Source organism: Amycolatopsis granulosa (assembly GCF_011758745.1).
GTDB lineage: Bacteria > Actinomycetota > Actinomycetes > Mycobacteriales > Pseudonocardiaceae > Amycolatopsis_E > Amycolatopsis_E granulosa.
Genome location: NZ_JAANOV010000001.1, coordinates 125286 through 149761, shown reverse-complemented (window position 1 = coordinate 149761; position 24476 = coordinate 125286). Strand labels below are relative to the sequence as shown.

Here is a 24476-nt window from a genome sequence, read left to right as displayed (position 1 = left end):
CTGTCCCGCTGCGGGCTCGTCACTGGGAGGACGGGCCAGGGCGGCTCCCGTTACGCCATTTCCCGGACGAGTTCGCCGACCCACCCGGAGGAGTGAGAGCCGCGGACGGCACCATGTTGCGGTGCAGCACGACGACCCCGCGGCGGTGACCGGCCCGATCCGCCGCGTGCCCGGGCCGCCTGCTGCCGATCCCGCGGCGCGGCAGGCGCGACCGGCCCCTGGTGACACCGGCGGCGACCCCACCGGGCGTCGAGCCGGGTCGCCGGAGCGTCCCCGCCGCCCCGCCGAACCACGGACCGCCGAACCAAGGACCGCCGAGCCACGGACCGCCGGGCGCACCACCGGCAGCCCCCCGGCTCGCGCCACCGGCCCCGGGACGGCACCGGCCCGCGCCCGCCGGTCCACCACCGCGGGCTCCCGCCCGCGGCACGACCGGCCCGCCACGCCACCCCCCACCGGGCACGATCATGGGCACGGTCATGGGCACGGGCACGGTCACGGGCACTCCCCCGCCCCGCCGGCGTCCCGCCGGGTCAAGCTGCTGCTGACCTGGCTGCTGGCGCCGGTAGCGGTCTGCACGGTCGCCGGGATGCTGCTGCTCTACCCGTGGGGCCAGGCGAAACCCACCTCGGCGATCTCCCAGGGCACCCCGGTGCACGGCACGGTCCGCACCGCCGCCTCGGGGCCCTGCCTGGCCGCCGGGCAGGTGCAGGTCGGTGACCAGCCCGGCCCGGACGCCAAGCCGTGCCTGACGGCGCGGGTCACGCTCACCGACGGGCCGGCGACCGGGCGCACCGTCGAGCTGACGGTCCCGATCGAACCCAGCACCCCCCGGTTCGGCGCGGGCGACCACGTCGTGCTGGCCTACAACGGCGGGGACGCCGCCGACCCGGCGTCCTATCAGCTGGTCGACTTCCAGCGCGGCCTCCCGCTCACCGTGCTCGCCGCGCTGTTCGCGGTGGCGGTGGTCGTGCTCGGGCGCTGGCAGGGCCTGGCCGCGCTCGGCGCGCTGGCGCTGAGTTTCGTGGTGCTGGTGGCGTTCGTGCTGCCGGCGATCCTGGCCGGGCAGAACCCGCTGCTCGTCGCGATCGTGGGCGCCGGGCTGATCATGTTCATCGCCCTGTACCTCACGCACGGCCTGTCGGCACGCACCTCGGTGGCCGTGCTGGGCACGCTCGCCAGCCTGGCGCTGATCGGCGCGCTGTCGGCGGTCTTCTCCGCGGCCGCCTCGCTGACCGGCCTGGACGACAGCACCTCGACGCTCATCGCGTCGCTCGGGCACGGCGTGGACGCCCGCGGCCTGCTGCTGGCCGGGGTCGTCATCGGCGCACTCGGCGTGCTCGACGACGTCACCGTCACCCAGACCAGCGCGGTGTGGGAGCTGCGCCGCGCCAATCCGTCGCTGAACTGGCGGGAGCTGTATTCGGCCGGGCTGCGGATCGGCCGCGACCACGTCGGCTCGGCGGTGAACACCCTGGTCATGGCGTACGCCGGTGCGGCGCTGCCGGTGATGCTGTACTCGTCGATCTCCGGCGTCGGGCTGGGCGCGATCCTCGGTTCGCAGGACGTGGCCCAGGAGATCGTGCGCACGCTGGCCGGCAGTGTCGGCATCGTCGCGGCCGTGCCGGTCACCACCGTGCTGGCCGCGATCATCGCCGCGCGCGAGCCCAGCAGCCACCTCGGCCGCGGCAGCGATCAGTAGCCCCAGGCGGGCACCGGCACCGCTCGCGGCTGTCCCGATGGGGTACGAAGACCGGCACCCGGTTCCCGTCCTGCCGGAAGGGCTCGGTCGTCAGGTGGAGGCGCGCCTCGGCGCGCAACCCCTGGTCAGCCCAGCCGTGCCACGAACCGGCTCACCGCGTCCATCGTGAACCGTTGCGCGATCCGGCCGGCCGGTGCCGCGGACGCCAGCTGGTGCAGCGGCCGCTCGGACAGCCCCGCGCCCCGCGCCTCCGCCCGCAGCTGCGCGACCAGCAGCTCTGCGAACACCAGGCCGTTCGATTCGATGTTGTCCGCCAGCGCGTCGGCCAGCCGCCGGAGGGTGAGGACGGGCAGTTCGCGTCCGCCGGTCCCGGCGTAGACGGCGAGGTCGATCCGGACACCCCGGCCGCGCTGCCCGGAGCCGGCCAGCAGGCTCACCGTGCGGGCGCCGCGCACGTCGGTCACCAGGAGGTCGATCCGCCGCGCCGACACCAGATCGACGCGGCGCGTGCGGAAGGCGCGGACCACCACGGTGGTGCCCGCGAGCCACAATCGGCGCCGCACGTTCCACACCACGACGCACAGCAGTGGCAGGCCCACCACGGCGGCCACGGCCAGGCCCGCGATCTGGCCGCCGATCAGCCCGGCGAGACCGCCGCACGCCGCGGCCACGATCACCACGCCGGCCAGCCCGGACACCAGGCGCCGCCGGGTCAGCCCCGGGCCCTCCTGGTGCAGCGGCAGCGGCCCCGGTTCCGCCGGTTTCCTCGGCTCGGTCACGTCCTCCCCCGTCACGGCACCGGGACGACGCTGCGCGCCCCGCTCAGGAACGGATTGCCGGCCCGCTCGCGGCCGATCGTGGTGGCCGGACCGTGCCCGGGCAGCACCACCGTGTCGTCGGGCAACGGCAGCAGCTGGTCGCGCAGGGACTCCCCCAGCCGCCGCCGGTCACCGGCCGAGCCGGTGCGCCCGACCGAGCCCGCGAACAGCGTGTCGCCGGTCAGCGCGAGGCGGCCACCCTCGGGCGTGGTGAGCCGGAACACCACCGATCCCGCGGTGTGCCCGGGCACCAGTCCGACGTCGATCACCAGGTCCGCGAGCTCCAGCGGCGCGCCGGTGAGCGCCCGGACGTCACCGGGCAGGCCGCCGTCGTGCAGCCCTCGGTCGGCCGGGTGGATCCACAGCGGGACGCCGTGGGCCGCCGTGACGGCCGCGGCACCGGCCACGTGGTCGGGATGGCCGTGGGTGGCCAGCACGGCCGCCGGGGTCAGGTCGTGCTCGGCGAGCGCCTCGGCGACCCGGCCGGCGCAGTCCTCCCCCGCGTCGACGATCACGCAGGCCGCACCGGCGCCGGCCGCGAGCAGATAGCAGTTTGCCTGCAGCGCGCCTGCCGGAAACCCGACGACGAGCACGAAAGTCCACCTCCGCGTCCGCGCGTCCACCCGTGCCCGGGATGTCCGGCACCCACCCTAACCGGGGCTGTACAGGGTCCTCACAGGCTGTGCCCATAGACTGCCGCCACCCGGTCGGTGACGTCGAGTGGATTCTGGAGGGCAGGTGGCGACCAACCAGCAGCGCCGTGAGGCCGCGAAGCGCAAGCTCGAGCGGCAGATGGCCCGCCGGGCCGAGCGTGCGCGACGGCGGAAGATCGTCGGTGTGGGTGCGACGGTCGGCGCGGTGGTCGTCGTCGCCGGGCTGGTGGTGTTCTTCGCGACCCGGGGCACCGACAACGGCTCGGCCACGGCCGCGCCGACCACGGCGCCGTCCGCGCCCTCGTCCTCGGCGCTGAACATCCCGGCGCAGCGCGCCGCCCTGCCGCAGCGGCCCACGCCGCTGCCGAACCCGGTGCAGTGCTCCTACCCGGCGACGGCGAACGAACCGGCGGCCAAGCCGAACAAGCCGCCGCAGACCAAGAACATCCCGTCCACCGGCACGGTGAACGTCACGCTGAAGACGACCGCCGGCGACATCCCGCTGACGCTGGACCGCGCCCTCGCGCCGTGCACCGTGAACAGCTTCCTCAGCCTGGCCCAGCAGGGCTACTACACCGACACCTCGTGTGCCCGCCTGGGCACCGACGCGAGCCTGATGATGTTGCAGTGCGGCGACCCGACCGGCACCGGAAGCGGCGGCCCGGGGTACTCCTTCGCGGACGAGACGTTCCCGGAGCTGAAGTACGGCCGCGGTCTGCTGGCGATGGCCAACGCGGGCCCGAACACCAACGGCAGCCAGTTCTTCATGGTTTACGGCCCGGCCGAGCTGAGCCCGGCCTACACGGTGTTCGGCTCGATCTCCGACGCCGGTCTCCAGGTGCTGGACAAGGTGGCGCGCGCCGGTCACGACGGCAGCTTCGACCCGAGCCCGGGCGGCGGCAAGCCGAACATGGAGGTCAAGTTCACCGCGGTGTCGGTCGGCTGACGCCGCTAACGGGCGGTGAAGCGCGGCGGGCGGCGGCTCAGGAACGCGGCCACGCCCTCCGCGTAGTCGGCACCGTGGATCGCGGCGAGCCGGATCTCCTCGACCTCGGCGTCGCTTTCGGACTGTCCGTCGAGGATCTTGCCGACGATCCGGTTCATACCGCGCACCGAGGTCTGCGAGCGGGAGCACAGCGTCGCGGCGAAGTCCGCCACCCCGGCGTCGAGGTCGTCGAACGTGTCGTTGACCAGACCGATGTCGCGGGCGCGGATAGCGTCGATCAGCCGGCCGGACAGCAGGAAGTACCGCGCGTGCGCCGGCCCGATCAGCGAGACGAGCTGGTGCGTGGAACGGAAGTCGTAGACGATGCCCAGCTTGGCCGGGGTGATCCCGAAGCGCGCCCCCGGCTCGGCGAAGCGGAAGTCGCAGGCGACGGAGATCTGGCAGCCACCGCCGATGCAGTTGCCGCGGATCTTCGCCACGGTCGGCTTGGTCATGCCCGCCAGTGCGGTCACCGCGCCCTCCACGACCTTGTCGTAGGCGGCCGCACCGTCCGCGGTCGCGCGCAGCGCCCCGAACTCGCTGATGTCGGCGCCGGCGGAGAAATCCGCACCGGCACCCGTCAGCACCAGCACCTTGAGCCCGGGGTCGGCTTCGACCTCGCCCACGACGTCCGGGATCGCCGCCCACATGTCGTGGGAGATCGCGTTCTTCTTCTCCGGCCGCGCGAACGTCAGCGTGGCCACTTCCCCGTCGCGCGCGAACTCCAGCCCAGGTGCCATACCGGCACCCTAGCGACCGGGATCAGGAGGCCGACGTGACGCGGTACACGTCGTAGACGCCCTCCACCCCCCGGACCACCTTCAGCACGTGCCCGAGGTGCTTCGGGTCGCCCATCTCGAACGTGAAGCGGCTGACCGCGACCCGGTCGCGCGAGGTCTGCACCGACGCGGACAGGATGTTGACCTTCTCGTCGGCGAGCACCTTGGTGACATCGGAGAGCAGGCGATGCCGGTCGAGCGCCTCGACCTGGATGGACACCAGGAACACCGAGTTCGCGGACGGCGCCCATTCCACCTCGACGAGCCGTTCCGGCTGGGCCCGCAGGTCCTCGGCGTTGGTGCAGTCGGTGCGGTGCACGCTGACCCCGCCGCCGCGGGTGACGAACCCGAGGATCTCGTCGCCGGGCACCGGGGTGCAGCAGCGCGCCAGCTTGGTCCACACGTCGGTGGCGTCCTTGACCACCACGCCGACGTCGTTGGAGGCGCGGCGCCGGGTGACCGTGGACGGCGTGGACCGGGCCGCGAGCTCGTCCTCGGCCTCCTCGACGCCCCCGATCAGCGCGACGAGGCGTTGCACCACGTGTTTCGCGCTGACGTGTCCCTCGCCGACCGCGGCGTAGAGCGAGCTGATGTCCGGGTGGTGCAGCTCGGCCGCCAGCGCGCCCATCGCCTCCGCCGACACCAGGCGCTGCAACGGGAGCCCGACCTTGCGGACCTCCTTGGTGATGGCGTCCTTGCCGCCGTCGATCGCCTCGTCGCGGCGTTCCTTGGCGAACCACTGGCGGATCTTCGCGCGTGCCTTGGGCGACTTGGCGAAGGTCAGCCAGTCCCGGCTGGGCCCGGAGTTCTCCGCCTTGGAGGTGAAGATCTCGACGACGTCGCCGTTCTCCAGCTTGCGTTCCAGCGCGACCAGCCGGCCGTTGACGCGCGCGCCGATGCACCGGTGCCCCACCTCGGTGTGCACGGCGTAGGCGAAGTCCACCGGCGTGCCACCGACCGGCAGCGTCACCACGTCGCCCTTGGGCGTGAACACGAAGATCTCGCGGGCGGCGAGCTCGTAGCGCAGCGAATCGAGGAACTCGCCCGGGTCCGCCGCCTCACGCTGCCAGTCGAGCAGCTGCCGCATCCACGCCATCTCGTCGATGTCGACCGCGGTGCCGTGCGAACTGCTGTGGGTGCCCCGGGTTTCCTTGTACCGCCAGTGCGCGGCGATGCCGTACTCGGCGGTGTGGTGCATCTCGTAGGTGCGGATCTGCACTTCCAGCGGCTTGCCGTCCGGCCCGATCACGGTGGTGTGCAGCGACTGGTACACGCCGAACCGCGGCTGGGCGATGTAGTCCTTGAACCGGCCCGGCATCGGCTGCCACAGCGCGTGCACGACGCCCATCGCGGCGTAGCAGTCGCGCACGTCCTCGACCAGGATCCGCACGCCCACCAGGTCGTGGATGTCGTCGAGGTCGCGGCCGCGCACGATCATCTTCTGGTGGATCGAGTAGTAGTGCTTGGGCCGTCCCTCGACCTTGGCCGTGATGCGCGAGCCCCCCAGGGCACCGGTCAGCTCGTCGATCACCTTGCGCAGGTAGATGTCGCGCGACGGCGCGCGGTCGGCGACCAGGCGCACGATCTCGTCGTACTTCTTGGGCTGCAGGATGGCGAACGCCAGGTCCTCCAGCTCCCACTTGACGGTCGCCATGCCCAGGCGGTGCGCGAGCGGCGCCAGGACCTCGAGGGTCTCCTTGGCCTTGCGGACCTGCTTCTCCGGCGGCAGGAACCGCATGGTGCGCATGTTGTGCAGCCGGTCGGCGAGCTTGATGACCAGCACGCGCGGGTCGCGGGCCATCGCGATGACCATCTTGCGGATGGTCTCCGCCTCGGCCGCGGTGCCCAGCTTGACCTTGTCCAGCTTGGTGACGCCGTCGACGAGCTGGGCGACCTTCTCGCCGAAGTCGGCGGTCAGCTGCTCCACCGAGTAGCCGGTGTCCTCGACCGTGTCGTGCAGCAGGGCCGCCACCAGGGTGGTGGTGTCCATGCCCAGCTCGGCGAGGATGGTGGCCACTGCCAGCGGGTGCGTGATGTACGGGTCGCCGGACTTGCGCCGCTGGTGCCGGTGCAGCTCCTCGGCCACGTCGTAGGCGCGCTGGAGCAGGCTCAGGTCCGCGTTCGGGTGCAGGTCGCGGTGGATCGCGGCGAGCGGTTCCAGGACCTGCTTGACCGGTGCGGCCCGCTGCGCGGTGATGCGCCGGGCGAGACGCGCTCGCACGCGGCGCGTGGCGGATGGGGCCCGGGTGACACCCTGCGGCTGCGCGCCGCGGTTGTCGGCGGTGTCCCGGGCGGGCGCCGGGCTTTCGAGCTCCTGGCTCAAGCCCACCTCCTGCTCATCGCGCGGCCTGTAGACCAACAAGCGTAACCCCGGCGGGCCGCCGAGTTGTTCCCAGCCGCGCCGACCGCCACCCCGGCGCGGCGAACGGTCAGGCGACCAGCAGCGAGCTGACCTTCCGCCCGGTCAGCGCCGACCGCCCGTCAAGGGCGGCCAGCTCCATCACGACCGACACGCCGGACACGGCCGCACCGGCCTTCTCCAGCAACTCGCATGCGGCGGCGACGGTGCCACCGGTGGCGAGCACGTCGTCGATCACCACCGCCCGCTGCCCGGGGGCGACGACACCGGCAGGCAGCTCCACGGTGGCCGTCCCGTACTCCAGGGAGTAGTCGACCCGTGCCGCGACGCTGGGCAGCTTGCCGGGCTTGCGCACCAGCACGACACCGAGCCCGCGGGCGTAGCCGACAGCCGCGGCGAGCAGGAACCCGCGCGCCTCGACCGCCGCCAGCACGTCGGTCTCCGGGTCGACCGTCGCCGCCAGGGCGTCGACGACCGCACGGAACCCGCCCGCGTCTGCGAACAGCGGCGACAGATCGCGGAACAGCACACCGGGCTCGGGGAAGTCCGGCACCTCGGCGATCAGGCCGAGCGCGCGCTCCAGCTCCACGCGCTCAGCGCTTCCGCTTGCCCGAGGGCCGCCCGCGCCGCGGCTGCGCCTTCGGCGTGCGCGCCGGGACACTCGCCGCGGCCGCGTACGCCTTCTCCTTGCGCAGCTCCGCGCCGAGGGCCTCGTCGTCGCTCGCGTCGAGGTCCTCCTCGCGCTCGGCCGCCTTGCGCGCCTGGCTGGCGCGGCGCGCCCGCACCCGGTCGGCCTGCTGTTTGTACTTCGGGTCGCGCATCTTGAAGTCCACCAGCAGGGGCGTCGCCAGGAACAGCGACGACATCACGCCGGCGAGCATGCCGGTCAGCTGCACGAGCGCGAGGTCCTGCAGTGTGCCGGAGCCGAGCAGGATGTAACCGACGACCAGCAGGCCCAGCACCGGCAGCAGCGCGATGACCGAGGTGTTGATCGACCGCATCAGGGTCTGGTTCAGCGCCAGGTTCGCCGTCTCGGCGTAGGTGCGGCGGGTCAGCCCGAGGATGCCGCGGGTGTTCTCCTTGACCTTGTCGAACACCACCACGGTGTCGTAGAGGGAGAACCCGAGGATCGTCAGCAGGCCGATCACCGTCGCCGGGGTGACCTCGAACCCGACCAGCGAGTAGATGCCCGCGGTGACCAGGATGTCGTGCACCAGCGCGATGAGCGCGGTGATCGCCATCCACTTCTCGAAGTAGATCGCCAGGAACACGGTCACCAGGACCATGAACACCGCGAGCGCGATCAGCGCCTGCCTGGAGATCTCCTGTCCCCAGGAGGCGCTCACCGCGCTGTCGCTGATCGCCTGCGCGCTCGGCTGGCCGTTGCTGCCGATCGGCTTGAGCTCGTCGAACAGCGACTGCTTGACCTTGGCGACCTGGTCGGCGTCCAGCGTGCTGGACCGCAGCTGCACCGTGGCCGCGTCGCCGACGCCGACGGTCTGGGCCGATTCGGACTGCTCGCCGATCGCGTCGGCGAACGCCCGCTTGGCCGCGTCGGTCGTGATCGGGCCGTTCGCGCCGCGGGCCGGCATCTGGATCTGGGTGCCGCCCTCGAACTCGATGCCCAGGTTGAAGCCGCGGACGCCGATCGAGGCGAGGCACACCAGCACCAGCACAACGAAGAAGGTGTACCAGCGCTTGCGCTTGCCGACGATGTCGAAGGCGCCGGTGCCGACGTAGAGGCGGTGGAACACGCTCTCCTTGCCGGCCTTCTTCGCGGCCGGGGTGGCGCCGGTGGACGTCACCTTCTCGGTGTTCAGCTCGTCTGCCACGTCAGGACTCCTTCGCGCCCGCGCCGGCGGGCACCTTGCGCGCGGGCCGCCGCTGGGCGGCCAGCGTCTGCACGCCGCCGAGCCCGGTGAGCTTCGGCTGGGACAGGAACTTCGACTTCGACGCCAGCGCGACCAGCGGGTGCGTCACCAGGAACACCACGATCAGGTCGAGCACGGTCGACATGCCCAGGGTGAAGGCGAAGCCCTGGACGTCGCCGACCGCGATGGCGTAGAGCACCGCGGACGCGAGGAACATGACCGCGTCCGAGGCGAGGATGGTGCGCCGGGCGCGCACCCAGCCACGCGGGACCGCGGAGCGGAAGCTGCGCCCGCCCTCGCGGATCTCGTCCTTGAGCCGTTCGAAGAACACCACGAACGAGTCCGCGGTCACGCCGATGGCGATGATGAACCCGGCGACCCCGGCGAGGTCGAGCGTGAAGTTGATCCACCGCCCGAGCAGCACCAGCACCGCGTACACGATCAGGCCGGACAGGCCGAGCGAGACGATCGTCAGGAACCCGAGCAGGCGGTAGTAGACCAGGCAGTAGACGAACACCAGCGCGAGGCCGATGCCCCCGGCGATCAGGCCCGCCTCGAGCGAGGCCAGCCCGAGCGTCGCCGAGACGGTGGTGGCGTCGGACGCGGCGAACGACAACGGCAGCGACCCGTACTTGAGGATGTCCGCCAGGTCCTTGGTCTGCTGCTGCGTGAAATTGCCGCTGATCTGCGTGTTGCCGTCGAGGATCGCGTTCTGGATCGTCGGTGCGGAGACGACCTCGGTGTCGAGCACGAACGCCGCGCGCTGGCCGATGTTCTTCGTGGTGAAGTCGGCCCAGGTCTGGCGACCGTCGGACTTGAACGACAGCTCGACCGTCCAGCCCGGTTTGTTCTGCGCGGGCGGCGCCGCGGCCGCGTTGGCGATCTCGGTGCCCTTCAGGAACACCGGGCCGAGCAGGTACTTCTCGGTGCCGTTCTGGTCGCAGGTCAGCAGCGGCAGGTTCGGGTCATCGTTGCCGCGCAGCGGATCCTGCGTGGAGCAGGCGTACGCGGCCAGCGCCTGGGAGGCGGCGGGACCGGCGGCGAGGGTGTCGCCGGTGCCGGTGACCAGGGTGGCGGCCTGGCGGGTCGCCTTGGCCTGCTGGATCGCGGCCGGGTCGTCGGCCTGGCCCGGCGGCGCCGCGACCGGCGGCGTGGTGACCGGCTGCGCGTCGAGCACCTTGCGGAACCCGAGCTGGGCCGTCTGGCCGAGCTTCTTGGCCTGGTCGCCCTGCTCACCGGGCACGGTGATCACGATGTTGTTGCCGTCGAGCACCACCTCGGTGCCGCTGACGCCGATCCCGTTCACACGGGTCTCGATGATCTGGCGCGCCTGGTTGAGCGAGTCACGCGAGGGCGCCGAGCCGTCCGGGGTGCGCGCGCTCAGCGTCACCCGGGTGCCGCCCTGCAGGTCGATGCCCAGCTTCGGCGTGGGCTTGCCCCCGCCGGTGAAGAACACCAGCGCGTAGAGCACGACCACGATCAGGACGAAGAAGCCGAGATAGCGTCCCGGGCGGATCCGCCCGGCCGGTGGTGCCACGGTGGTCGTTCTCCTCGACGGTCAGCGATGGATCGTCCGCCTACGGGGCGGTACGCAGACACTACTCGCCGCGTTGTGAACGCGGCGTTGACCCCGGCGTCACCGTCGGACGCCGGGGTTGCCCTGCGGTCGGGCCTACTTCTTCTCGTGCTCCAGCGGCGGCGCGATCTGCGGGCCGGGCTTCTCCTCGGCCTGGGCGGGCTCGGTGGTCTCCACCGGCTCCACCACGGCGGCGTCGCTGACGTCGTCGGCCCCGGTCTCGTCGGCCACCTCGGGCGCGACCTTCTCGCGCACCGCCTGGCGCAGCCACGTCGTCACGACACCGGGCGCGATCTCGATGTCGATCGTGGTGTCGCTGCTGGTGTCGGCCACCGTCCCGTACAGGCCGGACGTCGTCATCACCCGGTCGCCCTCGGACAGGCTGCCCTGCAGCTTCTGCTGCTCCTGCGCGGCACGCTTCTGCTTCCGGGTGCCCATCACCAGCGGGATCGCCACGACGAGCATGAGCAGCAACGGCAGGAAAAGCTGTTCCATGATTCTCCATTCGGTGTGCGACGCAGCGGCCGCGCACCTCTTTTGTCCGGATGTGCTCTTTCGAGTGTGCCAGGCACCACTGGCCGGCCGGCACCCGGTTAGTCGAACAGGGTAGGCCCTGCCTGGTCCGGGCGTGGCGGCGGGCGCAACCCGAGGTGCTCCCACGCACTCGCCGTCGCCACCCGCCCACGCGGCGTGCGCGCGAGCATGCCCGCACGCACCAGGTAGGGCTCGCACACCTCCTCGACGGTCGCCGGCTCCTCGCCGACGGCGACCGCGAGCGTGGAAACCCCGACCGGGCCGCCGCCGAAGGAGTGCACCAGCGCCGACAGCACCGCCCGGTCGAGCCGGTCCAGGCCCAGTTCGTCGACGTCGTAGACCTCCAGCGCGGCGCGGGCCACGGCGAGGGTCACCCGGCCGTCCTCGCGGACCTCGGCGTAGTCCCGGACGCGGCGCAGCAGCCGGTTGGCGATGCGCGGCGTGCCGCGCGAGCGGCGGGCGATCTCCGCGCTGCCCTCGGGGTCGATGTCGATCCCCAGGATCGTCGCCGAACGCCGGACCACCTGGTCCAGCTCGTGATCGGCGTAGAACTCCATCTGACCGGTGAAGCCGAACCGGTCGCGCAGCGGCCCGGTCAGCGCACCGGAGCGGGTGGTGGCGCCGACCAGGGTGAACGGCGCGATCTCCAGCGGGATGCTGGTCGCACCCGGCCCCTTGCCGACCACCACGTCGACGCGGAAGTCCTCCATCGCCAGGTAGAGCATCTCCTCGGCGGGCCGGGCGATGCGGTGGATCTCGTCGATGAACAGCACGTCGCCCTCGGCGAGGTTGGACAGCATCGCGGCGAGGTCGCCGGCGCGTTCCAGGGCCGGACCGGAGGTGATGCGGATCGAGGCGTCCAGCTCGGCCGCGACGATCATCGCCAGGCTGGTCTTGCCCAGGCCGGGCGGGCCGGACAGCAGCACGTGGTCCGGCGGCACACCGCGGCGGCGGGCGCTCTCCAGCACCAGTTCCAGCTGCTCGCGGACCCGCGGCTGGCCGATGAACTCGCTCAGCCTGCTCGGGCGCAGCGTCGTCTCCATCTCGCGCTCGCCCAGCTGGGGCAGCGCGGAGAGGGTCTCGTCCGCCGGGTACTCCGTCACCTCGTCATCGTGCACGCGTCAGCTGCCTCACTTGCGCCCGAGGGCGCTCAGGGCCGCGCGCAGCACGGCCGGTGTCGTGCCGGCCTCGCCCGCGGCGAGCACCTTCTCCACGACCTGTTCGGCCTGCTTGGCCGGGAACCCGAGACCGGTGAGGGCGTCGACGACCTCGGCGCGCACCGCGCCGCCCGCGGGGACCGCGGCGGCCTCCGCGCCGGCCGCGGTGACCTTGTCGCGCAGCTCGAGGGTGAGCCGTTCGGCGCCCTTGCGGCCGATGCCGGGCACCTGGGTGAGGACGGTGATGTTGCCTTCGGCCAGTGCGGTGCGCAGCTTGTCCGGGTCGAGCACCGCCAGCGCGGCGAGCGCCAGGCGCGGGCCGATCCCGGAGACGGTCTGCAGCAGCCCGAACAGCTCGCGGGCCTCCGCGTCGGCGAACCCGAACAGGGTCAGCGAGTCCTCGCGCACCACCAGGGACGTGTGCAACCGGGCCTGCTCACCGCGGCGCAGGGTGGCCAGCGTCGCCGGGGTGGCCTGCACCGCGAGGCCGACCCCGCCGACCTCCACCACCACGTGGTCGAGCCCGACCGAGAGCACCTCGCCCCGGACCGAGGAGATCATCCGCGCACTCCCTTCCCTGGTGTCCGCGTGTTCCGCCGCGTCACCGCCGTCCGGGACACCGTATTGGCCGACTTCGCCGCCGCGGCGAGGCGGGCCCGGTGCGTGCGGGCCAGTTCGGCCGCGCGGGCCTCGGCCTCGGCGAGGCGGTCGCGCATCGGCTGACGCCACAGGTGGCAGATGGCTAGCGCGAGCGCGTCGGCGGCGTCGGCCGGGCGGGGCGCCTGCGCGAGCCCGAGCAGCCGGGTCACCATGCCGGTCACCTGCGCCTTGTCCGCGCGGCCGCTGCCGGTGACGGCGGCCTTGACCTCGCTCGGGGTGTGGAACACGACCGGCAGCCCACGGCGGGCCGCTGCCAGGGCGACCACTCCCCCCGCCTGCGCGGTGCCCATGGCGGTGCGCACGTTGTGCTGGCTGAAGACGCGTTCGACGGCGACCGCCGCCGGCCGGTAGGTGTCCAGCCACTGCTCGACCGCGTCGGAGACCGCGAGCAGCCGCCGCCCGAGCGTGTCCTCCACCGGGGTGCGCACCACGCCCACCGCGACACAGGTGACCGTGCGGCCCGTGCCCCCGTCCACCACGCCGAGCCCGCACCGGGTCAGCCCGGGGTCCACGCCGAGCACTCGCACCGCTCCACCCTCCTAGCGCCGAACACGCGTTCGAGGTGAGGCTACCGTGCCGGACGGCCCGGTCCCGGCACGACGCGCCGGGACCGATGATCGTCCACTATGGACCGTCGGCGCCCGGGGTCCAGCTCTCCGGCCGCCCGCTCTCGGTGAGGACCGGCTGCCAGTCGGCGAACCCCTCGGGCGCCTCGTCGCTCCACGGCCAGTGCCCGTCCGGGGTGGCGACGATGATCTGCAGCGCCGGGAAGTCGCCGTCCGGGTAGACGAGGAACGCGCTGCCGAAGTATTCGAGGTAGTGCCCCTTCGCGACGCGCTCGAAGGTGACCGGGACTCCCTCGAAGAAGTCGTGGTAGACCTTGCCGGGCTCGAACTGCTCGCCGTTGGCCGCGCGGTCGACGTAGGCGTCGAGCAGGACCGGCGCCATCCGCTCCGGCAGCCCGACGACGACCGCCTCGGGAACCTCGTGCAGCGCCCACACGCACGCCGTGAACGCGAACCCCGGCCCGGACTCGTCCCCCGCCACCGAGATCACCGCGTTGCCACGGGTCTCGGCCTGGTTGACGATCCACTCGAGGAGGTCGGATTCTTCGGGCGCGAGGGTCTCGGTCACGGGCGGCATTCTGCCGTACCCGCACCGGCGCCGGACAGACCCCGTCGGTGGGAAGTTCCCGTTGCACGGCAAGGCCCTCCGGCGCCGGGTGCACCGGAGGGCCTCGGGGAGAGCGGTGTTACGCGCCGACCTCTTCCAGCACCTCGTCGGAGACGTCAAAGTTGGCGTAGACGTTCTGCACGTCGTCGCAGTCCTCGAGCGCGTCGATCAACCGGAACACCTTCTTGGCGCCCTCGGCGTCGAGCGGGACGCTCACCGACGGCAGGAACGTCGGGTCGGCCGACTCATAGTCGTAGCCGGCGTCCTGCAGCGCCTTGCGGACGCTGATCAGGTCGGTGGCCTCGGAGACGATCTCGAAGTTGTCGCCGAGGTCGTTGACCTCCTCCGCACCCGCGTCCAGGACGGCCATCAGCACGTCGTCCTCGGACAGGTCGTTCTTGGGCATGATCACCACGCCCTTGCGGTTGAACAGGTACGACACCGAGCCCGGGTCGGCGAGCGAGCCGCCGTTGCGGGTCAGCGCGGTGCGCACCTCGCCGGCGGCGCGGTTGCGGTTGTCGGTCAGGCACTCGATCAGCACGGCGACGCCGTTGGGGCCGTAGCCCTCGTAGTTGATCGTCTGCCAGTCCGCGCCGCCCGCCTCCTCGCCGGCGCCGCGCTTGCGGGCGCGCTCGATGTTGTCCTGCGGGACCGAGTTCTTCTTCGCCTTCTGGATGGCGTCGTAGAGGGTCGGGTTGCCCTCGGGATCACCCCCGCCGGTCCGCGCGGCGACCTCGATGTTCTTGATCAGTCTCGCGAACAGCTTGCCACGCTTGGCGTCGAGGGCGGCCTTCTTGTGCTTCGTGGTGGCCCACTTGGAGTGGCCGCTCATCTCTCCTCCGTCTCGCTCGTCGTCGCCGCGTCCCGCACCATCTCCACGAACAGGCGATGGACCCGATCGTCCCCGGTCAGCTCCGGGTGGAAGGCCGTGGCGAGCACCGGCCCCTGCCGGACCGCGACGATCCTAGCGCCGGTGGTCTCCGTCGCGGGCACCGTGGCCAGCACCTCGACGTCGGCACCGGCTTTTTCCACCCACGGGGCGCGGATGAACACCGCGTGCAGCGGGCCGCCGGTGACGCCGGTGAAGTCCAGATCCTCCTCGAAGGAGTCGACCTGGCGGCCGAAGGCGTTGCGCCGGACGATCACATCCAGCGCGCCGAGCTGGTGCTGGTCCGGCCGCCCGTCCAGGGCCTGTTTCGCGAGGAGGATCATGCCCGCGCACGACCCGAACGCCGGCATGCCCCCGTCGAGCCGCCGGCGCAGCGGTTCGAGCAGGTCGAAGGTGTAGAGCAGGCGGGACATGGTGGTGGACTCGCCGCCGGGCAGGACGAGCCCGTCGACGGCGGCCAGCTCCGACGCCCGGCGGACGGTGACGGCGTGCCCGCCGGCGCGCCCCACCATGGCGACGTGCTCCCGCACGTCCCCCTGCAGCGCGAGCACGCCGATCACCGGTACCGCGGACACCCTGACCTCCTGGAACACGTCGTGCTTACGGTATTCGGCCCGGCTGCCGCGGGGCGGGCCGCTCGGCGGCGGCGCGGGAGCGGGCCGGGCGGGTGGAGCTACCAGCCGCGTTCGGCGAGGCGGTGCGGCTCGGGCACGTCGTCGACGTTGATGCCGACCATCGCCTCGCCGAGGCCGCGGGAGACCTTCGCGATGACGTCCGGGTCGTCGTGGAACGTGGTCGCCTTGACGATGGCCGCCGCGCGCTTGGCCGGGTCGCCGGACTTGAAGATCCCGGACCCGACGAACACGCCCTCGGCGCCCAGCTGCATCATCATCGCCGCGTCGGCGGGGGTGGCGATCCCGCCGGCGGTGAACAGCACGACCGGCAGCTTCCCGCGCTCGGCCACCTCGCGCACCAGCTCGTAGGGCGCCTGCATCTCCTTGGCCGCCACGTACAGCTCGTCCTCGGGCAGCGCCGTCAGCCGCCGGATCTCCGCGCGGATCTTGCGCATGTGGGTGGTCGCGTTCGACACGTCGCCGGTGCCGGCCTCGCCCTTGGAGCGGATCATCGCCGCGCCCTCGGTGATGCGGCGCAGCGCCTCGCCCAGGTTGGTCGCCCCGCACACGAACGGCACGGTGAACGCCCACTTGTCGATGTGGTTGGCGTAGTCGGCCGGGGTGAGCACCTCGGACTCGTCGATGTAGTCCACCCCGAGCGACTGGAGCACCTGCGCCTCGACGAAGTGCCCGATCCGGGCCTTGGCCATCACCGGGATGGACACCGTGGAGATGATGCCCTCGATGAGGTCCGGGTCGCTCATCCGCGCCACCCCGCCCTGGGCGCGGATGTCGGCGGGCACGCGCTCCAGCGCCATCACGGCCACCGCACCGGCGTCCTCGGCGATCTTCGCCTGCTCGGGGGTGACGACGTCCATGATCACGCCGCCCTTGAGCATCTCGGCCATGCCGCGCTTGACGCGCGCGGTGCCCCGCTCGGGCGTGGCGGAACTGCTGGGTTCAACTTCGGACACGACGGGACGCCTTTCACGAAACACGAAGGGGTGCACGGTCGAGTCTAGGTTCTGGTGGACCGCTCCCCCAGGCCAGTTCGCCGCGATTCCAGCAGTCCACTTTCGCCCCGCAGGCGCAACCTGACCGGCCGGGGTTGCCGGACCATGCCCGCCGGGTGTGTGATCGAGGACACACCTGCTGCTGTCGTCCCGGGGAGCGCGCCATGGCCGACAAACAAGCCCGCACCGTCGACGCCGGAGCCGCGGTCGCTGTGGACGACCCGGTCAAGGTCCGCAACGTGGTCCTGGTGGGTCCCTCGGGCTCCGGCAAGACCACCCTCACCGAGGCCCTGCTCGCGGTGTCCGGCACCGTGGCCAGGGCCGGTTCCGTCGTGGAGGGCACCACCGTGTGCGACCACGACCCGGCGGCGGTGCGCCAGCAGCGCTCGGTCGGGCTGTCGGTGGCACCGCTGATGCACCAGGACCACAAGATCAACCTGATCGACACCCCGGGGTACGCCGACTTCGTGGGCGAGCTGCGGGCCGGGTTGCGCGCCGCCGATGCCGCGCTGTTCGTGGTCAGCGCGTTCGAGGGCGTGGACCCCGCCACGGTGGCCGTCTGGGAGGAGTGCGCCGCGGTGGGCATGCCGCGCGCGGTCGTGATCTCCCGCCTGGACCACCACCGCGCCGACCCCGAGGACGAGATCGCCGCGTGCCAGGACGCGTTCGGCGCCGGCGTGCTTCCGCTGTACCTGCCGGCCACCGGCCCGGAGCCGGGCCTGGTCGGGCTGATCACCCGCCGCCTCTACGACTACTCGCAGGGTTATCCGCCGCGCCTGGGCGACCCCGCGCCGGCCGACCTGGAGCGGCTGACCGAGGCACGCAACGAGCTGATCGAGGGCATCATCGCCGAGAGCGAGGACGAGACCCTCATGGACCGCTACCTCGCGGGCGAGGAGATCAGCGAGGAGACGCTGATCTCCGACCTGGAGACCGCGGTGGCGCGCGGCTCGTTCCACCCGGTCATCCCGGTGTGCGCCACCACCGGGGTGGGGCTGGCCGAGGTGCTCGACGGCATCGTCCGGGCGTTCCCGTCACCGCTGGAGCACGCGCTGCCGCCGGTCACCGGGCCGGACGGCGCGCCGCACCCGGCGCTGAGCACCGATCCGGACGGGCCACTGGCCGCCGAAGTGGTGCGCACCGCCGTGGACTCCTATGTCGGGCGGGTGTCGCTGGTGCGGGTGTTCTCCGGGACGTTGCGGCCGGAACGGCCGGTGCACGTGTCCGGGCACGGCATGGCCGAACGCGGCCATGAGGACCACGACACCGACGAGCGGGTGGCCCACCTGTACTCCCCGCTGGGTGCGAACCTGCGCGAAGTGCCCTACTGCGTGGCCGGTGATCTGTGCGCGCTGACCAAGGTCGGCTCGGCCGAGACCGGCGACACCGTCTCCGCCCCCGACCACCCGCTGCTGATGCGCCCGTGGCCGATGCCCGAACCGCTGCTGCCGGTCGCCGTGGTGGCCCGCAACCGCAGCGACGAGGACGCGCTGGCGCGCAACCTGTCCCGGCTGGTCGCCGGCGACCCGACGCTGCGGCTGGAACGCAACGCCGAGACCGCTCAGCTGGTCCTGTGGTGCATGGGCGAGGCGCACGCCGACGTGGTGCTGTCGCGGCTGCGCGCCGGCGGTGCCGAGGTGGACACCGAACCGGTCAAGGTCAGCCTGCGCGAGACGTTCGCCGCCCCGGCCAAGGGGCACGGGCGGCACGTGAAGCAGTCCGGCGGGCACGGCCAGTACGCGGTGTGTGACATCGAGGTCGAGCCACTGCCGCGCGGCGCGGGGTTCGAGTTCGTCGACCGGATCGTCGGCGGCGCCATCCCGAACCAGTTCATCCCCAGCGTGGAGAAGGGAGTGCGGGCGCAGCTGCAGCGCGGGCTGGTGGCCGGCCACCCGGTGGTCGACGTACGCGTCACGCTGGTCGACGGCAAGGCGCACAGCGTGGATTCCTCGGACGCGGCGTTCCAGACCGCCGGGGCGCTGGCGCTCAAGGACGCGGCCGCGAACGGGCGGGTGGTGCTGCTCGAACCGCTCGACGAGGTGGACGTCCGCGTGCCCGACGAGTACCTGGGCGCGGTGCTGGGCGACCTGTCGTCGCGGCGCGGCCGGGTGCTCGGTACCGAGTCGGTGGGCCAGGGCCGCAGCGTGATCCGCGCCGAGGTGCCCGCGACCGAGCTGCTGCGGTACACCACGGAGCTGCGCTCGCTGAGCTCCGGCACGGCGCTGTTCACCCGCCGGCACGCGCGGTACGACCCGCTGCCGGAGAACCTGGCCGCGGCGCACGCCTGAGGAGACGCCTTTGCCGCCCGTAAGCTCGTGATCATGACCAGCGAGTACGAGCGCTACGGGCAGGACGCCGAGGTGCTCGCCGCCATCGGCGCGGCGATCGGGGAGCAGCGCATCACGGTGCGCCTGCCGCGGGAGCTCGCGGCGGCAGCGGTGGCCGCACGGCACCGGGACGAGACGGAACCGCCGGGTGCGGAGACCCCGGAGCAGTGGTCGCTGCGCGATCGTGCCGCCGACCTCGCCCTGATCGGCCTCGCGATCGACGAACACGGGCGCACCGACGGTGACGGTTCCGTCGTGACCGTCGACCTGGCCCTGGACGCGGCCGGCGCCGCGGTGCGTGCCTCGCGCGGCTAGCGGGACGCCGGGTGCACCACGCGCCCCGGCCCGCGCTCAGCGGGGAAAGAAGCCCCCGGGGCGGCCGTTGCGGTCGGCGATCAGCCCGGCCAGGGTGGCGATCGCGATCTCGGCCGGGCGGCGGGAGCCGATGTCGAGGCCGATCGGCCGGTGCACCCGCGCGATGTCCGCCTCGGCCACGCCCAGCGCGCGCAGCGCCGCGACGTGCGGGCCCTCGTGCCGCGGATTGCCCATCACCCCGGCCCACCGGACCGGCTGCGCGAGGACATCGCGCAGCGCCGGGCCCAGCTCGGCCCGGTGGTGGTCGGTCACCACGACGTCCGTGTCCGCGTCCAGGTCCGGCAGCACGGCCGTCACCTTGGCACCCGGGACCTCGGCGGTACGGGTCGCATCCGGATCGAACAGCACCGCGCGGTAGCCGAGGTCCTGGCCGTAGCGGAGCAGGAACTGCGCGACCGGCGAGGAGAACACCGCCACCAGCGTGCGGGTCTCCGCCGACGGGTCGCCGGCGCCGTGCGCCACCGCGCACGCCGGGTCGGTTTCGGAAGCCATGCCCCGATCCTAGGCGCCGGGCAGCGGCGGTTCGGCGATCTCGAAGTACTCCGGCCGCGGTGCGGTGCCGGCGAGCTTGAAGTACCGCACCTTCCGCCGCCGGCGCAGCGCCAGCGTGTCCCGCACCGCGTCGTTGTGCACCCGGCGCGCGATCACCACCCGGTGCTCGGCGTCGGTGAGCTCCCCGGCCAGCTGGGCGGGCAGCCGGGTGCGGTCGATGGTCGCGAGCAGGCGCGTCAGCTCGTTCTCCGCGACCTCCCGCTCGGCACGCGGGGCCTTCTCCGCGAGGTCGGCCGCCTCCCGCAGGCCCGGCGCGGCGCCGTCGACCGCGGCCACGGCCCGCGCCACCACCGCCCGCCGGGCCAGCGCCGCGTCCAGCGCCGCCCACCCCGCGTCGAGCCGGACGTGCAGGCGGTCCAGCCGGTTCGCGGTGGCGACCAGGAACAGGCCGCCGAGCACGACCACCGCCGCGACGATCGTGACGACCAGCACGAAGACGCTCACAGCGGCGCCTCCCGCGCACTGACCCGGCGCGGATCGGCGGCGATCGCGGTCTCGTACACCCGCAGCACCTGCGTCACCACCACCGGCCAGTCGAAGATCGCCACCCGCTCCCCCGCCGCCGCCGCGAGCGACGTCCGCCGCGCCGGATCGCCGAGCAGCTCGCGCAGGCACGTCGCGAGCGCCGCGCCGTCGCCGGTCGCGAACAACGCGCCGGCCCGGCCGTCGTCGAGCACCCGGCGGAACGAGTCGAGGTTGCTGGCCGCCACGGCGGTTCCGGCGGCCATCGCCTCGGTGAGGATCATCCCGAAGCTCTCGCCGCCGGTGTTCGGCGCGCAGTAGACGTCCACGCTGCGCAGCGCCCGTGCCTTGGTGTCGTCGTCGACCTGGCCGAGCAGCTCCAGGTGCGGGACGAGTTCCGGCCCGGCCATCCGGTGCAGCGCCTCGGGCTCGCCACGCCCGACGACGAGCAGCCGCAGGTCCCCGAACTCCGGCAGCAGGCGGCGGGCGGCGTCGAGCAGGACGTCCATGCCCTTGCGCGGCTCGGTGAACCGGCCGACGAACCCGATCGTGCCGCCCGCCCGCGGATAGCCCGCCAGCGGTCGCGCGCGCGAGAAGAACTCGACGTCCACCCCGTTGGGGATCTCCACCGCGTCCCCGCCCGCGTGCTCGACCTGCACCCGCCGCGCCAGCGCCGACACCGCGATCCGCGCGGTGATCTTCTCCAGCAGCGGGCGCAGCACCGGCTGGAACGCCGACAGCGTCCGCGAGCGCGGCGTGGAGGTGTGGAACGTGGCGACGATCGGCCCGTCGGCGACCGTCAGCGCCAGCAGCGACAGGCTGGGCGCGGCGGGCTCGTGCAGGTGCAGCACGTCGAAGGCGCCCTCCCGCAGCCAGCGCCGCACCCGCGCGTAGGAGACCGGCCCGAACTGCAGCCGCGCCACCGAGCCGTTGTAGGGGATGCCGAGGGCCTTGCCCGCGGGCTGCACGAAGTCCGGCAGGTCGGCGTCCTCGTCAGCGGGCGCCAGCACCGACACCTGGTGCCCGCGCGCGAGCAGGGCGCGCGCCAGGTCCGTGACGTGCCCCTGGACGCCACCGGGGACGTCGAAGGAGTACGGGCAGACGATCCCGACCTTCACGCCGCTTCCTCCCGCGCCGGAACGCCGTCCTCCCCGGCATCGGCGGTCCACAGCTTTTGCATCATGTGCCAGTCCGCCGGGTGCGCCGCGATGTCGCCGGCGAAGATGTCGGCCAGCGCCTGGGTCGCGGCGGGCACCTCGCTGCGGTGCGTGACGCGGATCCGCGGGTGGATCCGGATGCCCCAGCCGTCCTCGGTGAACCAGCTGCCCACCGGCAACAGCGCGGCACCGGTGCTCGCGGCCAGCCGCGCCGGGCCGGCCGGCATGCTCGTCTTCTCGCCGAAGAACGACACGGGCACGCCGCCGCCGGAGAGGTCCCGGTCGGCGATCAGGCAGACCACCCGGTTCTCCCGCAACCGCTGCAGCAGCAGCCGGAACGAGCCGGTGCCGCCGTCGGCGGAGAGGATCTCGAAGCCCAGGGACTCGCGGTAGGCCACGAACCGCTGGAACAGCGACTCCGGTTTGAGGCGCTCGACCACGGTCGTGAACGGGCCGTACCGGCCGACCGCCCAGATACCCGGCACGTCCCAGTTCCCGCTGTGCGGCAACGCGACCACCGCGCCGTTGCCTTCGGCCAGCGCCGCGTCGAGGTTCTCCACGCCGCTGATGGTCGCCTCGACCCGCGACCGGATCCGCGCGGGATCCAGGCTGGGCAACCGGAACGCTTCGTGCCAGTAGCGCGCGTAGGAGCGCACGGCCTGGCGGGTCAGCTCGTCGAGCTCGGTCTCGCCGGCCTGCGGCACCACGCGGGCCAGGTTGCGGCGCAGCTGCCGCACACCGGGGCCCTTGCGCCGCGCGGCGAAATCGGCGGCCAGCGCGAACCCCGCCCTGGCCACCGGGACCGGCAACCGGCTCACCACGGTCCAGCCCGCGGCGTACCCCAGGTCCGCCATCCGCTCGCCGAACCGGCCCATCAGCCCGCCTCCCGGGCGGAGGCGGCCACGGCCAGCATCCGCTGGATCGTGGTGATGATCGAGCCGGCCGCGAGCAGCCACAGCGTGCCCTCGACCGCGAACGGCACCCCGAACCCTTCCAGCCCGGTGCCGACGAGCGCGATGATCAGCCGCTCGGCGCGCTCGACCAGCCCGCCGTCGGCGGCGAGGCCCTCCGCCTCGGCGCGGGCCTTGATGTAGGAGATGACCTGGGCCAGCACCAGGCAGACGAGGCAGGCGGCGGCCGCGCGCAGGTTGTGCTCGACCGCGAAGCACCACCAGGCGATGCCGCTGAACAACGCGCCGTCGGCCAGCCGGTCGCAGGTCGCGTCCAGGGTCGCACCGAACGGGGTGCCGTACCCGCGGGCGCGGGCCATCGCGCCGTCGAGCAGGTCGAGCATCGCGAAACCCCACACGGTGAACGTGCCGGCCAGCAGCATCCCGTTCGGGAAGAACACCAGGGCGGAGACGATCGCCCCGGCCGTGCCGATGGCGGTCATGGCGTTCGGGGTCAGGCCGGCCCGCACCAGCGCGTGACCGAGCGGGTCCAGGGCTCGCGAGACGGACGCTCGCGCGAAGATGTTCAGCATCGGATCGTCGGGATGGCGGTTTCGGCGGGCATGTCCATCGTTCTCGGCGTTCACCTGGGGCTGCGGGGTCGGGTGTGCTGGACGCAGCCTATCCACCCGCTACGACGATCCGGTGACGCGGCGCGCCCAACCCGCCGCCGCGGGCGCTCAGACCGGCTCGTCCAGCGGGTCCTCGAGGGCGGCCATGGCCGCCGCGCACTGCGGCGTGAGCTTGTGCTGGATCGCCTGGGCGATCTCGCCCAGCGCGCGGACCTGGTCGGGCGTGAGCGCGTCGAACAGCGCCTCACGCACCGCCTCCACGTGTCCGGGGGCGGCGGCTCGCAGCGCGGCGAACCCGCGGTCGGTGAGCCGGGCGAAGGAGCCGCGCTTGTCCGTGCCGCAGCTGTCGCGGACGACCCAGCCGCTGGCCTCCAGGCGCGCGACCGCGTGCGAGAGGCGGCTGCGTGATGAACGGCACTTCTCGGCCAGCTCGCTCATCCGCAGGGTGCGGCCGGGCGCCTCGGACAGCACGACGAGCACCTCGTAGTAGGTGTGCGGCATTCCGGCGTCCCGCTGGAGCTGGGACTCCACGTGGCCACGCAGCATCGAGACGGCGATCGAGAAGTCGCGCCACACGCGCTGCTCCTCCGCGCTGAGCCATCGCGGTTCGGACATGTCACACATCCTACCCCTAGTTGAGCGCTCAATCATTTTCCGCTACGGTCTGGTTGAGGGCTCAACCACAGATCCCCGCTTCCCCGAGGAGAGACAACCATGACCGCTTCGACCATCGAGATCCCCGGCTACATCGCCGGCACCTGGACCATCGACTCGGTGCACTCCGACGTCGACTTCATCGTGCGCCACCTGGGCGTGTCCAAGGTCCGCGGCCGGTTCGACAACGTCGAGGGCGAGATCGTGACCGGAGCCGACCTGGCCGGATCGAAGGTGACCGCCACCATCAAGGCCGACAGCATCGACACCAACAACGCCGACCGCGACGCGCACGTCAAGAACGCCGAGTTCCTCGATGTCGAGCAGTTCCCCACGCTGACCTTCGTCTCCACCGGGGTCCGGGCCGAGGACGGCGAGTACTTCATCGACGGCGAGCTGACCCTGCACGGCGTCACCAAGCCGGTGACGCTGAGCGCCGAGGTCGGCGGCTTCGCCGACGGCCTGGCCGAGGGCAGCAAGGTGTTCGGCATCTCCGCCGCCACCGAGATCAAGCGCACCGACTTCGGCGTCGGCGCGAACGTGCCGAGTGCCGTGGTGAGCGACAAGGTCCGGATCGAGCTGAACATCGAGGCCCTCCTGCAGAGCTGAGGACCGCCCACCGGATACGGGCCCGGACGCCGCGG

Annotated in this window: 26 protein-coding genes; 5 read left to right on the top strand and 21 right to left on the bottom strand. The window is 72.7% G+C overall.

Annotated elements, in window-relative coordinates:
* Positions 1–121 precede the first annotated feature (121 nt).
* Positions 122–1702, top strand: coding sequence for a YibE/F family protein (locus FHX45_RS00675; protein WP_341771290.1), 1581 nt, complete (start codon positions 122–124; stop codon positions 1700–1702).
* Between the two features lie 125 nt (positions 1703–1827).
* Here the strand turns inward: FHX45_RS00675 and FHX45_RS00670 are convergent, their stop codons facing one another.
* Together FHX45_RS00670 and FHX45_RS00665 are read right to left on the bottom strand one after the other, a co-directional pair.
* On the bottom strand, positions 1828–2481 hold the full coding sequence (locus FHX45_RS00670) for a hypothetical protein (RefSeq protein ID WP_167096050.1): 654 nt from the start codon (positions 2479–2481) through the stop codon (positions 1828–1830).
* Between the two features lie 11 nt (positions 2482–2492).
* Entirely contained in the window at positions 2493–3113 is a 621-nt protein-coding gene (locus FHX45_RS00665; protein ID WP_167096048.1) for an MBL fold metallo-hydrolase, read from the bottom strand.
* A 145-nt stretch (positions 3114–3258) separates the two neighbouring features.
* On the opposite strand from FHX45_RS00665, the gene FHX45_RS00660 reads away from it, so the two are divergent.
* Complete coding sequence (locus FHX45_RS00660; RefSeq protein WP_167096046.1) at positions 3259–4119, top strand: peptidylprolyl isomerase; 861 nt, start codon at positions 3259–3261, stop codon at positions 4117–4119.
* Between the two features lie 5 nt (positions 4120–4124).
* On the opposite strand, the gene FHX45_RS00655 is transcribed toward FHX45_RS00660, so the two are convergent.
* From FHX45_RS00655 to pdxS, 13 genes are all read right to left on the bottom strand, one after another.
* Positions 4125–4898 carry an enoyl-CoA hydratase-related protein gene (locus FHX45_RS00655; protein ID WP_167096044.1) on the bottom strand — a complete coding sequence of 258 codons (774 nt, stop codon included), beginning with the start codon at positions 4896–4898 and terminating at the stop codon, positions 4125–4127.
* A 22-nt stretch (positions 4899–4920) separates the two neighbouring features.
* On the bottom strand, positions 4921–7260 hold the full coding sequence (locus FHX45_RS00650; protein WP_167096042.1) for a RelA/SpoT family protein: 2340 nt from the start codon (positions 7258–7260) through the stop codon (positions 4921–4923).
* A gap of 106 nt (positions 7261–7366) precedes the next feature.
* Positions 7367–7885: an adenine phosphoribosyltransferase gene (locus FHX45_RS00645; RefSeq protein WP_167096040.1), complete on the bottom strand. Its 519-nt coding sequence runs from the start codon at positions 7883–7885 to the stop codon at positions 7367–7369.
* A 4-nt stretch (positions 7886–7889) separates the two neighbouring features.
* Positions 7890–9128 (bottom strand): protein translocase subunit SecF, encoded by a 1239-nt coding sequence (secF, locus tag FHX45_RS00640; RefSeq protein WP_167096037.1) that lies wholly within the window; start codon positions 9126–9128, stop codon positions 7890–7892.
* Between the two features lies 1 nt (position 9129).
* A complete protein-coding gene (secD, locus tag FHX45_RS00635) occupies positions 9130–10704 on the bottom strand; it encodes a protein translocase subunit SecD (protein ID WP_167096035.1) in 1575 nt (524 codons plus the stop codon).
* Between the two features lie 135 nt (positions 10705–10839).
* Positions 10840–11238 (bottom strand): preprotein translocase subunit YajC, encoded by a 399-nt coding sequence (gene yajC, locus FHX45_RS00630; protein WP_167096033.1) that lies wholly within the window; start codon positions 11236–11238, stop codon positions 10840–10842.
* Positions 11239–11336: 98 nt separating this feature from the next.
* Positions 11337–12320, bottom strand: coding sequence for a Holliday junction branch migration DNA helicase RuvB (gene ruvB / locus FHX45_RS00625; RefSeq protein WP_243869278.1), 984 nt, complete (start codon positions 12318–12320; stop codon positions 11337–11339).
* Between the two features lie 87 nt (positions 12321–12407).
* Complete coding sequence (gene ruvA / locus FHX45_RS00620) at positions 12408–12995, bottom strand: Holliday junction branch migration protein RuvA (RefSeq protein WP_167096029.1); 588 nt, start codon at positions 12993–12995, stop codon at positions 12408–12410.
* Complete coding sequence (ruvC, locus tag FHX45_RS00615) at positions 12992–13621, bottom strand: crossover junction endodeoxyribonuclease RuvC (protein ID WP_167096027.1); 630 nt, start codon at positions 13619–13621, stop codon at positions 12992–12994. The genes ruvA and ruvC overlap by 4 nt, the downstream gene beginning before the upstream one ends.
* A gap of 97 nt (positions 13622–13718) precedes the next feature.
* Positions 13719–14237 (bottom strand): DUF4262 domain-containing protein, encoded by a 519-nt coding sequence (locus FHX45_RS00610; RefSeq protein ID WP_167096025.1) that lies wholly within the window; start codon positions 14235–14237, stop codon positions 13719–13721.
* Positions 14238–14346: 109 nt separating this feature from the next.
* Complete coding sequence (locus FHX45_RS00605; protein WP_167096023.1) at positions 14347–15099, bottom strand: YebC/PmpR family DNA-binding transcriptional regulator; 753 nt, start codon at positions 15097–15099, stop codon at positions 14347–14349.
* The gene (gene pdxT, locus FHX45_RS00600; protein ID WP_167096021.1) at positions 15096–15731 is read right to left on the bottom strand and encodes a pyridoxal 5'-phosphate synthase glutaminase subunit PdxT; all 636 of its coding nucleotides are present in this window, start codon (positions 15729–15731) and stop codon (positions 15096–15098) included. Before pdxT ends, FHX45_RS00605 begins: the two co-directional genes overlap by 4 nt.
* 98 nt (positions 15732–15829) lie before the next feature.
* On the bottom strand, positions 15830–16744 hold the full coding sequence (pdxS, locus tag FHX45_RS00595) for a pyridoxal 5'-phosphate synthase lyase subunit PdxS (protein WP_167096019.1): 915 nt from the start codon (positions 16742–16744) through the stop codon (positions 15830–15832).
* Between the two features lie 203 nt (positions 16745–16947).
* On the opposite strand from pdxS, the gene FHX45_RS00590 reads away from it, so the two are divergent.
* Both FHX45_RS00590 and FHX45_RS00585 read left to right on the top strand, forming a co-directional pair.
* Positions 16948–19071 carry an elongation factor G-like protein EF-G2 gene (locus tag FHX45_RS00590; RefSeq protein ID WP_167096017.1) on the top strand — a complete coding sequence of 708 codons (2124 nt, stop codon included), beginning with the start codon at positions 16948–16950 and terminating at the stop codon, positions 19069–19071.
* A 33-nt stretch (positions 19072–19104) separates the two neighbouring features.
* A complete protein-coding gene (locus FHX45_RS00585) occupies positions 19105–19425 on the top strand; it encodes a hypothetical protein (RefSeq protein WP_167096015.1) in 321 nt (106 codons plus the stop codon).
* Between the two features lie 36 nt (positions 19426–19461).
* On the opposite strand, the gene FHX45_RS00580 is transcribed toward FHX45_RS00585, so the two are convergent.
* The 6 genes from FHX45_RS00580 to FHX45_RS00555 all read right to left on the bottom strand — a co-directional run bounded on the left by FHX45_RS00580 (position 19462) and on the right by FHX45_RS00555 (position 23793).
* Positions 19462–19977, bottom strand: coding sequence for an XdhC family protein (locus FHX45_RS00580; RefSeq protein WP_167096013.1), 516 nt, complete (start codon positions 19975–19977; stop codon positions 19462–19464).
* Positions 19978–19986: 9 nt separating this feature from the next.
* Positions 19987–20481 (bottom strand): LemA family protein, encoded by a 495-nt coding sequence (locus tag FHX45_RS00575; protein WP_167096011.1) that lies wholly within the window; start codon positions 20479–20481, stop codon positions 19987–19989.
* Positions 20478–21617 (bottom strand): glycosyltransferase, encoded by a 1140-nt coding sequence (locus FHX45_RS00570; RefSeq protein ID WP_167096009.1) that lies wholly within the window; start codon positions 21615–21617, stop codon positions 20478–20480. Before FHX45_RS00570 ends, FHX45_RS00575 begins: the two co-directional genes overlap by 4 nt.
* The gene (locus FHX45_RS00565; RefSeq protein ID WP_167096007.1) at positions 21614–22531 is read right to left on the bottom strand and encodes a phosphatidylinositol mannoside acyltransferase; all 918 of its coding nucleotides are present in this window, start codon (positions 22529–22531) and stop codon (positions 21614–21616) included. The genes FHX45_RS00570 and FHX45_RS00565 overlap by 4 nt, the downstream gene beginning before the upstream one ends.
* Positions 22531–23139, bottom strand: coding sequence for a phosphatidylinositol phosphate synthase (gene pgsA / locus FHX45_RS00560; protein WP_167096005.1), 609 nt, complete (start codon positions 23137–23139; stop codon positions 22531–22533). Before pgsA ends, FHX45_RS00565 begins: the two co-directional genes overlap by 1 nt.
* Before the next feature lie 147 nt (positions 23140–23286).
* Positions 23287–23793: a MarR family winged helix-turn-helix transcriptional regulator gene (locus tag FHX45_RS00555; RefSeq protein WP_167096003.1), complete on the bottom strand. Its 507-nt coding sequence runs from the start codon at positions 23791–23793 to the stop codon at positions 23287–23289.
* A gap of 99 nt (positions 23794–23892) precedes the next feature.
* Here FHX45_RS00555 and FHX45_RS00550 point away from each other — a divergent pair, with 99 nt between their 5' ends.
* On the top strand, positions 23893–24441 hold the full coding sequence (locus tag FHX45_RS00550) for a YceI family protein (protein ID WP_167096001.1): 549 nt from the start codon (positions 23893–23895) through the stop codon (positions 24439–24441).
* The last annotated feature ends 35 nt before the right edge of the window (positions 24442–24476 follow it).